We start from the raw sequence: 14526 nt of genomic DNA, 5'->3' as shown, positions 1-14526 counted from the left end.
TTGATACCGAGTTCCTCTGCGGCGCGGAACGCCTCGTCGTCGGTGTCGCGGAGGTTGACCAGCGTGCCGTCGGCCGAGAGGACCTCGACGTTCAGGCAGAGCGACTGCATCTCCTTCATGAGCACCTTGAACGACTCCGGGATGCCGGGCTCCTGGATGTTCTCGCCCTTGACGATCGCCTCGTACACCTTGACGCGGCCGAGGATGTCGTCGGACTTGATCGTGAGGAGCTCCTGGAGGGCGTATGCCGCACCGTAGGCCTCGAGGGCCCACACCTCCATCTCACCGAAGCGCTGTCCACCGAACTGCGCCTTACCACCGAGCGGCTGCTGGGTGATCATCGAGTACGGGCCGGTGGAGCGGGCGTGGATCTTGTCGTCCACCAGGTGGTGGAGCTTCAGGATGTACATGTAGCCCACGGAGATCGGCGCCGGGAACGGCTCGCCGGAGCGACCGTCGAACAGCTGCGTCTTGCCGCTGGAGTCGATCAGGCGCAGACCGTCGCGCGTCGGCAGCGTCGAGTCGAGCAGACCGGAGATCTCCTCCTCGCTCGCGCCGTCGAACACCGGGGTCGCGACCTTCGTGCCGGGAGCGGCCTCGAACGCCTCCTTCGGGAGCTTCGCAGCCCACTCCGGAGTGCCCTCGACCTTCCAGCCCTGCTTCGCGATCCAGCCGAGGTGGGTCTCCAGCACCTGGCCGAAGTTCATTCGACCGGGGATGCCGAGCGGGTTCAGGACGATGTCGACCGGGGTGCCGTCCGCGAGGAACGGCATGTCCTCGACGGGCAGGATCTTCGCGATGACACCCTTGTTGCCGTGGCGGCCGGCGAGCTTGTCGCCCTCGGTGATCTTGCGCTTCTGGGCGATGTAGACCACGACGCGGCGGTTCACGCCGGAGCCGAGCTCGTCGTCGCCGTCCTCGGCGTTGAACTCCTTGACGGCGATGATCGTGCCCTGCTCACCGTGCGGCACCTTCAGCGACGTGTCGCGGACCTCGCGGCTCTTCTCGTTGAAGATCGCGCGGAGCAGGCGCTCCTCGGCCGAGAGCTCGGTCTCACCCTTCGGCGTGACCTTGCCGACGAGGATGTCGCCGGGGCGGACCTCGGCGCCGATGCGGATGATGCCGCGCTCGTCGAGGTCCTTCAGCAGCTCGGGGCTGACGTTGGGGAGGTCACGCGTGATCTCCTCCTTGCCCAGCTTCGTGTCGCGGGCGTCGACCTCGTACTCCTCGATGTGGATCGACGAGAGCGTGTCGTCCTTCACCAGGTCCTGGCTCAGGATGATGGCGTCCTCGAAGTTGTAGCCCTCCCACGTCATGAACGCGACGAGGAGGTTCTTGCCGAGGGCCAGCTCGCCGTTCTCCGTGGCGGGGCCGTCGGCGATGACCTCGCCGACCTCGACGCGCTCACCGGCGCTGACGACGACCTTCTGGTTGTACGACGTGCCCTGGTTCGAGCGGTCGAACTTGCGCAGGTGGTACTCCTGCGTGCCGCCCTCATCGAGCATGACCACGACGCGGTCGGCGGACACCTCGGAGACGACGCCGGCCTTCTCCGCGGTGATCACGTCACCCGCGTCGATGGCGGTGTAGCCCTCCATACCGGTGCCGACGAACGGCGAGTCGCTGCGCAGCAGCGGCACGGCCTGGCGCTGCATGTTGGCGCCCATGAGCGCGCGCTGCGCGTCGTCGTGCTCGAGGAAGGGCACGAGCGAGGTCGCGACCGACACCATCTGGCGCGGCGAGACGTCGATGTAGCCGATCTCCTCCGGCAGGAACAGGTCGACCTCGCCGCTGCCGCCCTTGGGGCGCGCGAGCACGTGGCTCTCGCGGAAGCGACCCTTCGCATCGAGCGGCGCGTTCGCCTGCGCGATGTTGAAGTCGACCTCCTCGGAGGCGGTCAGGTAGTCGATCTGGTCGGTCACGACGCCGTCGACGACCTTGCGGTACGGGGTCTCGATGAAGCCGAACGAGTTGATGCGCGCGAAGGTCGCGAGCGCACCGATCAGGCCGATGTTCGGGCCTTCCGGGGTCTCGATCGGGCACATGCGGCCGTAGTGCGAGGGGTGGACGTCACGGACCTCGACGCCGGCGCGGTCGCGGCTGAGACCACCCGGGCCCAGAGCCGAGAGACGGCGCTTGTTGGTCAGACCCGCGAGCGGGTTGTTCTGGTCCATGAACTGCGACAGCTGCGAGGTTCCGAAGAACTCCTTGATCGCGGCGACGACGGGGCGCACGTTGATCAGGGTCTGCGGCGTGATGGCCTCGATGTCCTGCGTGGTCATGCGCTCGCGGACGACGCGCTCCATGCGGGACAGACCCGTGCGGACCTGGTTCTGGATCAGCTCGCCGACCGCGCGGATGCGACGGTTGCCGAAGTTGTCGATGTCGTCGGTCGCGAGACGGATCTCGGCCTTCTTGCCGCCGCGGATGCCCTCGAAGGTCTCCTCGGTGCCCGCGTGCAGACGCACCAGGTACTTGATCGTCGCGACGATGTCCTGCACCGTGAGGACGGACTCCGTCAGCGGGGTGTCGAGACCCAGCTTGTGGTTGATCTTGTACCGGCCGACCTTCGCGAGGTCATAGCGCTTCGGGTTGAAGTAGAAGTTGTCCAGCAGCGCACGCGCGGCCTCGGCGGCCACCTGCTCGCCCGGACGCAGCTTGCGGTAGATGTCGCGCAGCGCGTCTTCCTTGGTGACGATCGTGTCCTTCGCGAGCGTCTCCTCGATGGAGGTGTAGCCGGCGAACTCCGCGAGGATCTCCTCGCTGGTCATGCCCAGCGCCTTGAGGAACACGGTGACGGACTGCTTGCGCTTGCGGTCGACGCGCACGCCGACCTGGTCGCGCTTGTCGATCTCGAACTCGAGCCACGCGCCGCGGCTCGGGATGACGCGCGCCGACACGATGTCCTTGTCGGACGTCTTGTCGGGGGTCTTGTCGAAGTAGACGCCCGGCGAGCGCACGAGCTGCGAGACGACGACGCGCTCGGAGCCGTTGATGATGAACGTGCCCTTGTCGGTCTGCAGCGGGAAGTCGCCCATGAAGACCGTCTGGGTCTTGATCTCACCCGTGAGGTGGTTCATGAACTCGGCCTCGACGTACAGCGGGGCCGCGTAGGTCTTGCCGCGCTCCTTGCACTCCTCGATGGAGTACTTCTCGGGCTCGAGGTACGGGTTCGTGAACGACAGCTGCATCGTCTCGCCGAGGTCCTCGATGGGGGAGATCTCCTCGAAGATCTCACCGAGGCCGCTGTTCTCGTTCACGTCGGTGCGACCGGCGGCCTTGGCCTCGGCCACGCGCGCCTTCCAGGCGTCGTTGCCGACGAGCCAGCCGAAGGACTCGGTCTGCAGAGCGAGAAGGTCGGGGACCGTCAGCGTGTCGGAGATCTTGGCGAACGAGAGACGGGAAGCTCCGCGTCCGTTCTTGGTGGTGGTGGATGTGGATGCGTTGGGAGCAGCAGCCAAGGGAATAACCTCCGTGAGCCCCGCAGGGCTTCTCGATTCCTTTGTCGTCAGGTGGAGTTCGCGCTCGAGAGCTCAACGGATGCCGACCACCATATGAGGGCAGGGAGGAGCGAGCGCAACTACCAACTATAGCCGCGATCTTGCGACATGGCAAGCGCAGTCCTTGACCAATCTCGGAAGCTGCGGTAATGGCACTCGCTCCCCCGCCTCAGGACGCGATGTTGAGCTCGTTCCCGGGGATCGAGGCGAGCAGGCGGCGCGTGTAGGGATCGCGGGGGTTGGTGAAGATCTCCTCCGACGAGGCCGCCTCCACCAGCTTCCCGTCCTTCATCACACACACGTAGTCGCTGATGAGGCGCACGACGGCGAGGTCGTGCGAGATGAACAGGTAGCTGAAGCCGTACTCCCGCTGCAGGTCGCCCAGCAGCCGCAGGATCTGGTCCTGCACCAGCACGTCCAGCGCCGACACCGGCTCGTCGCACACGATCAGATCCGGCGACAGGGCGAGCGCCCGCGCGATCGCCACGCGCTGCCGCTGACCGCCAGACAGCTCGGACGGGTAGCGGCGCAGCATCGACTGCGGCAGCGCCACGTCGTCGAGCAGCTGCCGCACGCGCTTGCGCCGCTCGGCCCCGCTCCCCCGCTTGTAGAACTCGAGCGGCTCGGCGATCAGGCGCTCGATCGTGAACATGGGGTTCAGGCTCGAGTACGGGTCCTGGAAGATCGGCTGCACGCGCTGCCGGAACTCCCTGGTCTCCGCTCGGTTGAGCGTCGACACGTCCTTGCCCTCGTAGCGGATGAGCCCGCTGGTGGGCTCGATCAGCTTGAGCAGCATCCGCGCGGTCGTCGTCTTCCCCGACCCCGACTCCCCGACGATCGCGACCGTCTCGCCCCGCGGGATCGCGAGCGACACGTCGTCCACCGCCACGAAGTCCTCGTGCTTGCCGCGCACGGGGTACACCTTCGTGAGGTTCTCGATCTCCACGATGTTGTCGCGCGGCGGGACCGCGGAAGCCGCCCCCGCGCGCTCCCCCGTGGCGGGCGCGTCCGACAGGCCCTCGCCCGAGCCGCCCGGGGCGAAGGCCTCGGGGCGCAGTCGTGCGACCGCGACCGAGGGCGCCGCCTTCACGAGCGACTGCGTGTAGGGGTGCTGCGGATCCTCCAGGATCTGCCGCGCGGGCCCCTGCTCGACGACCTTGCCTCGATGCATCACGACGACGCGCTCGGCGCGCTCCGCCGCGAGACCGAGGTCGTGCGTGATGAGCAGCACGGCGGTGCCGAGCTCGCGCGTCATCTCGCCGATCTGGTCGAGGATGGTCTGCTGCACCGTCACGTCGAGGGCGCTCGTCGGCTCGTCGGCGATCAGCAGGCGCGGCTTGCACGCCAGGCCGATCGCGATCAGGGCGCGCTGCCGCATGCCGCCGGAGAACTCGTGCGGGTACTGCTTCGCCCGCCGCTCCGGGTCGGGCAGGCCCGCAGCCGTCAGCGCCTCCACGACCTTGCCCTGCACGTTCTGTCGCGTGGCGAGGCCGTGCGCCAGCAGCGTCTCCGCCACCTGGGTGCCGATCTTCGCGACCGGGTTCAGGTTCGACATCGGGTCCTGCGGGACCAGGCCGATGTCCCGGCCGCGGATCGTCCGCAGCTCGTTCTCCGACGCGTGCGCGATCTCGCGGCCGTCCAGGCGGATGCTGCCCGCCGCGACCCTGCCTCCGCCGGCCAGCAGGCCGATGATGGCCATCGCGGTGGTGGACTTGCCCGAACCGGACTCACCCACGATCGCGACGGTCTCGCCGGGGCGGATCTCCAGGTCCACGCCCTCGACCGCGTGCACGACGCCGTCCATGGTGGCGAAGTCCACGGCCAGCCCCTGCACCGAGAGCAGCGGTTCGACGGACATGGGGTTCTCCTTCACGGCGCGCACGGCGCCCTCGTCTCGGACGGTCATCGTGCTCTCGTCCTCGGGTCCATGGCCTCGCGCAGCGCCTCGCCCAGCAGCGTGAAGCCGAGCGCGGTGACCGCGATGCAGATGCCGGGGAGGAACGCCAGCCACGGCGCGATCGCCAGCTCCGCCTGAGCGTAGGTGAGCATGCGACCCCACTCCGCGGTCTCCGGCCGGCCGCCGCCGAGCCCGAGGAACGACAGCGCGGCGGCGTCGATCACGGCGGTCGCCAGCGTCAGGGTGCCCTGCACGATCACCGGGCCGATCGCGTTCGGCAGCACGTGCGACATCGTGATCCGGCCGCGGCCGAGACCCAGGGTCTGTGCGGAGAGCACGTAGTCGCTGGAGCGCTGCTGCAGCATCGAGGCACGCAGCAGGCGCGCGAAGATCGGCACCTGGGAGGCTCCGATCGCGATCATGACGGCGAAGGGCGTCTGCCCGAGGATCGCCGCGATCGAGACCGCGAGCAGCAGGTTCGGCACCGAGAGGATGATGTCGACCACGCGCATGATGACGGTGTCGACCCAGCCGCCGAACGTGCCGGCGATGAGGCCGAGCAGCATGCCGCCGAGCAGACCCATGGCCGTGGAGACGACGCCGATCAGCAGCGAGGCCTGCGCGCCCCAGATGAGCTTGGACAGCACGTCTCCGCCGAAGCGGTCGAGGCCGAGCGGGAACTCCGGCAGCTCCCCGGGGCCGGGGATGTGGGTCGGCGTGATGTACTTCGCGCCGGGGAGTGCGGTCTCCGGGTACGGCGCGAGCACCGGTGCGAGCAGCGCGATGAGCAGGAACACCAGCACGATCGCGGCGCCGATCCACGCGGTCGGGTTGCGGCGGAGCCGGCGGAACACGTCGCGCCAGAAACCGCCGCCGCCGTCCTTCAGGTCGGCCTGGGCGATCGCGACGGTGTCGATGCTGCCGCCGCTCTCGGCGGAGGGGCCCTGTGCGGGCGGGAGGGCGATGGTCATGCGATCGCCTCCTTTCGGACGAGGAGGAGGGACATCACTGCACCCGCACTCTCGGATCGATGAAGCTGTAGGAGACATCGACCGCCAGGTTGATCAGCGCGTACGCGATGGCGATGAAGATGATGAACCCTTGGAGCACGGGGAAGTCCCGCGTGAAGATCGCCCTGGCCAGGAAAGACCCGATGCCGGGGAACGCGAACACCGTCTCGGTGAGCACCGCCCCCGAGATGAGCAGACCCGTCTGCAGGCCGATCGTCGTGATGACCGGGAGCATGGCGTTGCGGAGGATGAAGCGGCTGCGCAGGGTCGACGAACCCACGCCCTTCGCGCGGCCGGTGCGCACGTAGTCGGCGTTCTGTACTTCCAGCACGCTCGCCCGCGTGATGCGGACGATGATCGCGAGCGGGATGGTGCCGAGTGCCAGCGCGGGGAGGATCAGATGCAGGATCGCGTCCCACGCCGCGTCGAACTCCCCGGTGATGATGCCGTCCCACACGTAGAAGCCCGTGGGATGCGTCGCATCTATTCGAGGGTTCTGGCGTCCGTCCGACGGCAGCCAGCCCAGCTGCACCGCGAAGACGTACTTGAGGATGAACGCCAGGAAGAACACCGGGATCGTGATGCCGATCAGGCTCAGCACCACCGAGGCGTGGTCGGTGAACTTGCCGTGCCGTCTGGCCGCCCAGTACCCGAGCGGGATGCCGATGCCCACCGCGAAGATGAGCGCCATCACGCTGAGCTCGAGCGTCGCGGGGAAGCGGCGCATGAACTCTTCGGTCACCGGACGGTTCGTCTGGATCGAGGTGCCGAAGTCACCCTGCAGGAGCCGGGTGACCCAGATGAAGTACTGCTCGATGAGCGGCTTGTTGAAGCCGTACAGCTCGTTGACCCTGGCGATGGCCTCCGGGGTGGCCTTCTCGCCGAGGAGGGCGACCGCGGGGCCGCCGGGGAGGGCCCTGACCCAGGCGAACAGCAGGATGCTGAGCCCGAACAGGGTGGGGATGAGGAACAGCAGTCGCCTGCCGATGGTGCGCAGCAAAAGAGATCTCCGATGGTCGGAGGGTGCGCCCGATCGCCCGCCGAGCGAGCGGGGCGGAGACGGAGCGCAGCGGCCCGCAGGTCGCTGCGCCCCGTCTCGTCGCCCCGCCCGACTCGTCGTGCGGTCGGACGGTACCCGACGCCGTTACTTGGTGAGGACGATGTCCGTGAAGACCTCGTCGTTCACCGGGCTGGCCGGGTAGCTCTCCACGCGCGGGTCGAACGCCAGGGTCGGCGCCGGGTGCGCGAGCGGGACGCCGGGGATGAACTCCGCGACCATCTCGTTGATGTCCTCGTAGAGCGCGGTCTGCTCGTCGAGGTTGGAGACGCCGCGAGCCTCGGTCAGCTTCTGGAACAGCTCCGGGTTGTCGAAGCCCCACTCGGAGCTCTGCTGGCCGAAGAACACACCCACGAAGTTGTCGGTGTCGTTGTAGTCACCGGTCCAGCCGAGCAGGTGGATGCCGTGGTCGGACGTGCCAGTCGTGCGGTCGAGGTACTCCACCCACTCCTCGGAGACCGGCGTGGTCTCCACGCCGACCTCGGACAGCTGCGAGGACAGCACGGTGAAGATCTGCTCGGGGTCCGGCATGTACGGACGGGAGACGTTGACCGGGTAGTTGAAGGTGAGCTTCAGCGGGTTGGCCTCGTCGTAGCCCGCCTCGGCGAGCAGCGCCTTGGCCTTCTCGGGGTCGTAGTCGTACGTCGTGACGTCGGGGTTGTAGCCGTTGACGACCTCGGGCACGAACTGCGTGGCCTTCTGCGTGCCCTCCGGCAGCACCTGGCTGATCAGGGCGTCCTTGTCGACCGCGTATGACAGCGCCTCGCGCACCTTCGGGTCCTGCAGCTCGGGGACCGCCTGGTTGAAGGCGAGGTAGAGGATCGTGAACGGCGGGCGGGAGACCATCGTGAACCCGTCGTCCTCGAGCGCCTTGGTGTCGGCGGGGCCGACGAGGTCGTAGCCGTCGATCGACCCGGACTCGAGCGCCTGACGGCGGGCCGTCGGGTCGTCGATCGTGCGGAAGATGATCTCGTCCACCTGACCGGACTCGCCCCAGTAGTCGTCGTAGGCGCTCAGCGTGACCTGCTCGCCCGGCGCCCACTCGTCGAACTTGTAGGGACCGGTGCCCACCGGGTGGCCCATGGCGTACTCGGAGAGCTGCGGCGCCTCGGCGGAGCCCGCGACCTCGTCCGCGCCGAACTCCTCCATCGCGGAGGGGCTCTGCATGCCGAACGCGGGCAGCGACAGCGAGGCGATGAAGCCGGCGAACGGCTTGTTCAGCTCGATCGTGACCGAGTTCTCGCCGTCCGGCGCGCACGACTTGTAGACGGCGTCCGCCGGGTTGGAGGCGTAGCCCTTGAAGAGCTTGTTGTAGTAGTAGCCGAACGCCTCGGAGGCGGCCAGGCCCGTCCAGTTGTACCAGCGGTCGAAGTTGTAGCAGACGGCCTCCGCGTTGAACGGGGTGCCGTCGTGGAACGTGACGCCCTCCTTCAGCGCGAAGGTGTGCGACATGCCGTCCTCCGACGACTCCCACGACTCGGCGAGCAGCGGGGCGGGGTCGGCGGTGCCGGGCTCGGTGCCGACCAGACCCTCGAAGATCTGGCGGGAGACGCGGAACGTCTCGCCGTCCTGGGCGAAGGCGGGGTCGAGGCTGGCCGGGTCGGACGACGCGGCGAACACGAACGTGCCGTCGACGTCTCCCGAGCCCTCCGAGCCGTTGTCGCCGCGCTCGCTCGCGACGCATCCCGCGAGTGCGAGAGCGGCGATGGTCGCTCCGGTGACGGCGACGATCCCTCGCCGACGCATGGCTGACTGGTGCATTGTGTGACCTTCCCTGTCGGGCGCTTCGTTGCGCGTTCCCGGGGCGTCGTCGCCCCGGAGACGGTGATTCCTCGAAGGTACCCAGCCGATTCCCAGATGCCAAATGCCCGCAGGTTGCGATCCGGTATCGACACGCGCGGGACCGCGGATCCGGTAGCGTCGACACCGTGCCAGAGTCCGCCCCGCTCGCCATCTGCTTCGGCGAGGGCATGGTCGCCCTCGTCCCCGCCACCGCCGGCGCACTGGAGATATGCCGCACGTTCGACCGCTCGCTCGCCGGAGCGGAGTGGAACACGGCGATCGCGCTCGCCTCCGCCGGGGTGCGGACGGCCGTGATCTCCCGCGTGGGCGACGACGGCTTCGGACGGTTCCTCACGGCGGAGCTGCGCGCGCACGGCGTGGACGACCGCGCGGTCGAGGTCGACCAGGAGGCGCCGACGGGGCTGTACGTGAAGGAGCTCTCCCCGCGCGCGGACGGCGCCGTCGAGGGCACGATGCACTACTACCGGGCGGGCTCCGCCGCGGCCGCCCTGTCACCCCGGACCCTCTCGACGCCCGCCGCCGCCGGGCTCCTCGCCGAGGCGGCGCTCGTGCACACCAGCGGGATCACCCCGGCACTGTCCCCGTCCGCGCGGGACGCCCAGGAGGCGCTGTTCGCCGACCGCCCTGCCACGCGACTGCTCAGTTTCGACCTGAACTGGCGCCCCGCCCTGTGGCGCGGGCGGGAGGACGAGGGGAAGGCGCTGCTGACCGACCTCGCGCATCGCGCCGACATCCTGTTCTGCACGCGGCCCGACGCCGACGAGGTGTTCGGCACGAGCGACCCGCGGGCGCTGCGCGAGCGCTTCTCCGAGCCGCGGTACCTCGTCGTGACCGACCCCACCGGTGCCGTGGCGTTCGACGGTGCGGAGCGGACCGAGAGCGACGCGCTGGACGCCCCCGTGGTGGAGACGATCGGAGCCGGAGACGCCTTCGCCGCTGGTTTCCTCGCCGGCGTGCTGACGGGGCTGTCGCTCGGCGGGAGCCTGGCCCGCGCGCACCGCATCGCCACCAGGGCGATCGGCAGCACCCGCGACCACGTGGACTGAGCGCGGGCTCTACTCAGGGGCGTGCGCGCCGCGCAGGGACCACGTCGTGCGTGCGCTGCAGCGACACCGCGACCGGTTCGCCGCGGAGCTGGACGATCCGCACGAACAGCACGTCGATGAGCGCGAGCTGCGCGATGCGGCTCGACATCGCCGCCATCCGGAACGGCGACTCCTGCGCCTGACTGAGCAGCACCACCTCGGCGACGGCGGCCAGGGGCGAGTCGGAGGCGCTGGTGACGGCGACGGTGAGAGCCCCCGCATCCCGCGCCACCTCCAGCGCCCGCACGGTCTCGGCCGTCTCTCCCCCGTGGGAGAAGGCGACGGCGACGTCCTCACGACAGCGCAGCGACGCCGTCGTGATCGCCAGGTGCGGGTCGGGAGAATGCGAGACCGAGCAGCCGATGCGCGCGAGCTTGAGCTGCAGGTCCTGCGCGGTCAGCGAGGACGCTGCCTGCCCGAACAGGTCGATGTGCCTGGCGGCCGCGAGAGCCTCGGCGACCCTGTCCAGCGCCTGCTCGTCCAGCGCCATCGCGGTCTTCTCGATGGCGTCGATCTCCTGCGCCGCGAGCTTGGCCGCGATCGCCGCCGGGCCGTCCTCCCTGTCGATCGCCGTGGTGTCGAGACCGAAGCGGGCCTGCTGCGCCTGGGCGAGCGTGACGGCCCTTGCCACGGCGACCCGCAGCTCCCGATAGCCGCTGTAGCCGAGCGACTGGGCGAAGCGGGCCACCGTGGACAGCGACGTGCGGCACAGCTTCGCCAGATCGTTGATCGCCAGATCCACCACGAGTGTGGGGTCGCCGAGGATGGTCTCCGCGACACGGCTCTCCGCCGCGCTGAGCTTGGGCAGAGAGCGCCGCACCGTGGCGAGAACGTCGTCGTCCATGCGCTGATCCTGTCTCAATCCGCGCTGGTGGTCCCCCGCCGCGGCGTGAAGCGGCCGAGCAGCGCATCGCGGGCGGCCTGCGCGCCGAGCCGGCTCGCAGCGCCGACCTCGACGGTGGGGAGCGGCAGCGGCGTGCGGGTGGGCAGTCCGACGTTGACGACGACGGCTCCGGGATCGCGCACGGCCGCGCGCTCCACGAGGGCCCGCTGCGCGGGGTCGGCGTCCGGCCGATCCAGCAGGATCACCGTGGTGCCGGCGTCCGCGGCGACCTGGGCGAGCACCTCGTCCTGCTCGGCCTGCGAGCGCGAGGCCACATCGAGCCGCACGCGCAGTCCGTCGCCCGCGAGGGCACTGGCCACGTACGAGGCGGCACTGTCGACCGCGAGCGTGGAACGGCGTCGCGCGTCGACCACGGACAGCGCCTCGGCGGTCGCCGGGGCCTCGCCGACCAGGGAGACAGCGCGCCGCGCGATGTCGGCCGCGTCGAACGCGGCCTCCTCGACCTGCGGGGTCACGGATGCCGCCCGCAGCTTCGCGGCGAGGGCGGCGACGCGACCGGCCGCCTCCTCGACCCTGGCCCGTGACAGCGAGCCGTCACGCAGGGCCGCCACGATCCCGTCGCGCGCGGCGCGGAAGTCGCGGAGGTCCTGGTCGGGAAGGGCGGCCTCGCCGGGATTGGTCGGGTTGCCGATGCACAGCAGGTCGGCGCCGGCGGCGAGGGCGAGAGCCGCTCCCCCGCCGAGTCCGACGGTCTCGCGGATCGCCGCCATGTCCAGCGCGTCCGTGATGATGACGCCGTCGAAGCCGGTCTCGCGCAGCATGCCGAGCACCCGCGGGTTCAGCGTCGCCGGGGCCTCGCCCCACGCGGGGACCACGATGTGCGCCGTCATGATGGCGTCCACACCCGCCTCGATCGCGGCGCGGAACGGCTCCAGGTGCACCCGCTCGTACTCCTCGACGTCCGTCGCGATGACCGGCAGCGCGTGGTGCGAGTCCACGTGGGTGTCGCCGTGGCCGGGGAAGTGCTTGACGCACGCGGCCACGCCGCCGTCCTGGATGCCGTCGACCGTCGCGACGACGTGCCGCGACACGAGTGCCTCGTCCGCGCCGAAGGAGCGCACGCCGATGACGGGGTTGCGCGGATCGGTGTTCACGTCGGCGACAGGTCCGAGCACGACGTTCGCGCCGACCGCCCTGACCCGCCTGGCGAGTTCGGCGCCGGTGCGCTCCGAGGCGATCAGGTCGTCCAGCGCGCCGAGCTGCGTCGCCCCGGGAAGGGTCGAGCCGGTGGCGGATTCGAGGCGGGTGACGCTGCCGCCCTCCTCGTCCACGCCGATCAGGGCGTCCGGGTTCGCGGCGAGGATCGACGCGCTCAGCGCGGGCAGTCCCTCACCGATGTTCTGGCCGAAGTAGACGACGCCGGCCAGACCGTCGCGCAGTTCCGCCAGGAGCCACTCCGGGGCCTCGGCGCCGAAGAAGCCGGGCCACAGCACGCCGTTCGCGAGACGCTCGAACTCGTCGGTCATCCCTTCACCGCTCCCGCCACCATGCCGGCGGAGAGACGGCGCTGGACGATCACGAAGAAGATCATCACGGGCACGGTGATGATGGTCGACGCGGCCATGATGCTGCCCCAGTCGTTGGAGTACAGGCCGAAGAACGACTTGAGTCCGATCGAGACCGTGTACTGGTCGGTCTGCGCGCCGAGGATGGTCATCGCGAAGATGAACTCGTTCCAGGCGGTGATGAAGCTGAAGATGCTGGTCGCGACGAGCCCGGGCATGACCAGCGGCAGCAGCACGGAGCGGAACATGCGCCACCAGCTGGCGCCGTCGATGTACGCGGCCTCCTCCAGCTCGACGGGCACGGCGGCGACGAAGCCGCGCAGCATCCAGATGCCGAACGCGAGCGACAGCGCCACGTAGACGACCATCAGGCCGATGATGCTGTTCAGGAGCCCGAGGCTCTTCACCTGGAGGAACAGCGGGATGACGAGCGCCTCGAGCGGCACCATCTGCACCACGAGGATCATCATGAGGATCGTGGTGCGGAACTTGAAGCGGAAGCGGGCGACGGCGACAGCCGCGAGCAGGCACACCAGCGCGCTGACGAGCACGGTGACCAGGGCCACGATCGCCGAGTTGCGCAGGTAGGTGCCGAAGCCGCCCTCCGTGAGCACGAACGCGAAGTTGTCGAACGTGAACTCCTGGGGCAGCAGCGACTGGCCGCCGCTGGAGGCCTTGCCGTCGAGGGCGCTGGAGACCATCCAGTACACGGGGAACAGCGTGAAGATCAGGACGGCGGCGACGCCGATGCCGAGTCCGATGCGCGACCGGAGCCTGGGGCGGGGGTTCACAGCTCGTCCTCCTTCATGAGGGAGCGGATGTAGACGATCGTGATGCCGATCAGCACGAGGGTGAGCAGCACGGCGAGCGCCGCGCCGAAGCCGTAGCGGTTCTGCCCGAAGGACTCCACGTACGACCACACGCCGAGGTTGAGCACCTGGCGGTTGCCGCCGCTGCCGCCGGGCATCAGGTACACCTGCGCGAAGACCTTGAAGTCCCAGATGGTCGACAGGATGATCACGACGGAGAAGACGGGCTTGAGCGTGGGGAAGATGATCTTCCAGAAGCGGCGCCAGGCGCCGGCGCCGTCGAGGGCGGCCGCCTCGAGCATCTCCTTCGAGACGCCGAGCAGGCCGGCGAGGACGGTGATCGCCACGAACGGGAAGCCGTGGTGGACGACGTTCAGCAGCACGATCGCGTAGAACGACCACTGGTTGGTGAACCAGTTGACCTGACCGTCGATCAGGCCGAGGTCCTGCAGCACCGAGTTGAAGATGCCGCGGTCGGCGTCGAAGATGAACGTCCACACGTAGGTGCCGGTCACGGCGGGCATCGCCCACGCGACCATGATGCAGCTGGAGACGATGGTGCGCCACACGGTGCCCAGTCGCGCCAGCAGCAGCGCGACGAGGGTGCCGAGTGCGACGGTGGTGAACACCGCGACGGCCGCGAAGCCGACCGTGTTGGGGAGCACCACCGTCCACAGGGTCGGGTCGGTGAGCGCCTCGACGTAGTTCTGCAGCCCGATCCAGTTGTTCTCGCCGGTGTTGATCTCGCGCAGACCGTAGTCCTGCAGCGAGTAGATGAACACCTGCACGAGCGGCCAGAGCATGAGCACCGCGAGGATGATCAGCCCGGGGGCCAGGAGGAGCCAGGGACGGGCCGTGACGAGCGAGAGACCCCGCCGCTTCCGGCCGCCGGCCACGGAGGCGGAGGTGGACTCCGCCTTCGTGGCCGGCAGTGGCGCTTGCACCATCGACATGGA

At 69.3% G+C, this 14526-nt stretch carries 10 protein-coding genes; 1 reads left to right on the top strand and 9 read right to left on the bottom strand.

The features are described from left to right. The 5 genes from M3C17_RS01310 to M3C17_RS01290 all read right to left on the bottom strand — a co-directional run. The coding region (locus tag M3C17_RS01310; protein ID WP_259975833.1) for a DNA-directed RNA polymerase subunit beta at positions 1 to 3461 on the bottom strand (3461 nt) is incomplete at its 3' end. Positions 3462 to 3669: 208 nt separating this feature from the next. After that, on the bottom strand, positions 3670 to 5406 hold the full coding sequence (locus M3C17_RS01305) for an ABC transporter ATP-binding protein (RefSeq protein ID WP_259975831.1): 1737 nt from the start codon (positions 5404 to 5406) through the stop codon (positions 3670 to 3672). Next, positions 5403 to 6368 carry an ABC transporter permease gene (locus tag M3C17_RS01300; RefSeq protein ID WP_259975829.1) on the bottom strand — a complete coding sequence of 322 codons (966 nt, stop codon included), beginning with the start codon at positions 6366 to 6368 and terminating at the stop codon, positions 5403 to 5405. Before M3C17_RS01300 ends, M3C17_RS01305 begins: the two co-directional genes overlap by 4 nt. A gap of 34 nt (positions 6369 to 6402) precedes the next feature. Continuing rightward, on the bottom strand, positions 6403 to 7407 hold the full coding sequence (locus M3C17_RS01295; RefSeq protein ID WP_259975827.1) for an ABC transporter permease: 1005 nt from the start codon (positions 7405 to 7407) through the stop codon (positions 6403 to 6405). A 144-nt stretch (positions 7408 to 7551) separates the two neighbouring features. Next, on the bottom strand, positions 7552 to 9225 hold the full coding sequence (locus M3C17_RS01290) for an ABC transporter substrate-binding protein (RefSeq protein WP_259975825.1): 1674 nt from the start codon (positions 9223 to 9225) through the stop codon (positions 7552 to 7554). Positions 9226 to 9392: 167 nt separating this feature from the next. On the opposite strand from M3C17_RS01290, the gene M3C17_RS01285 reads away from it, so the two are divergent. After that, complete coding sequence (locus tag M3C17_RS01285) at positions 9393 to 10313, top strand: sugar kinase (protein ID WP_259975824.1); 921 nt, start codon at positions 9393 to 9395, stop codon at positions 10311 to 10313. Positions 10314 to 10326: 13 nt separating this feature from the next. Here the strand turns inward: M3C17_RS01285 and M3C17_RS01280 are convergent, their stop codons facing one another. From M3C17_RS01280 to M3C17_RS01265, 4 genes are read right to left on the bottom strand one after another with little or no spacing between them, the layout of a single operon-like run. Further along, positions 10327 to 11196, bottom strand: coding sequence for a MurR/RpiR family transcriptional regulator (locus M3C17_RS01280; RefSeq protein WP_259975823.1), 870 nt, complete (start codon positions 11194 to 11196; stop codon positions 10327 to 10329). A gap of 14 nt (positions 11197 to 11210) precedes the next feature. After that, a complete protein-coding gene (locus M3C17_RS01275; RefSeq protein ID WP_259975822.1) occupies positions 11211 to 12722 on the bottom strand; it encodes a glycoside hydrolase family 3 protein in 1512 nt (503 codons plus the stop codon). Further along, positions 12719 to 13552: a carbohydrate ABC transporter permease gene (locus tag M3C17_RS01270; RefSeq protein WP_136032291.1), complete on the bottom strand. Its 834-nt coding sequence runs from the start codon at positions 13550 to 13552 to the stop codon at positions 12719 to 12721. The genes M3C17_RS01275 and M3C17_RS01270 overlap by 4 nt, the downstream gene beginning before the upstream one ends. After that, the gene (locus M3C17_RS01265; RefSeq protein WP_259975820.1) at positions 13549 to 14523 is read right to left on the bottom strand and encodes a carbohydrate ABC transporter permease; all 975 of its coding nucleotides are present in this window, start codon (positions 14521 to 14523) and stop codon (positions 13549 to 13551) included. The genes M3C17_RS01270 and M3C17_RS01265 overlap by 4 nt, the downstream gene beginning before the upstream one ends. Between the last annotated feature and the right edge of the window lie 3 nt (positions 14524 to 14526).

This window comes from Microbacterium sp. p3-SID336, assembly GCF_025143365.1.
Taxonomy (GTDB): Bacteria; Actinomycetota; Actinomycetes; order Actinomycetales; family Microbacteriaceae; genus Microbacterium.
Note: the sequence above shows the minus strand (reverse complement) of the source record. Positions and strands in the feature narration are given on the sequence as shown.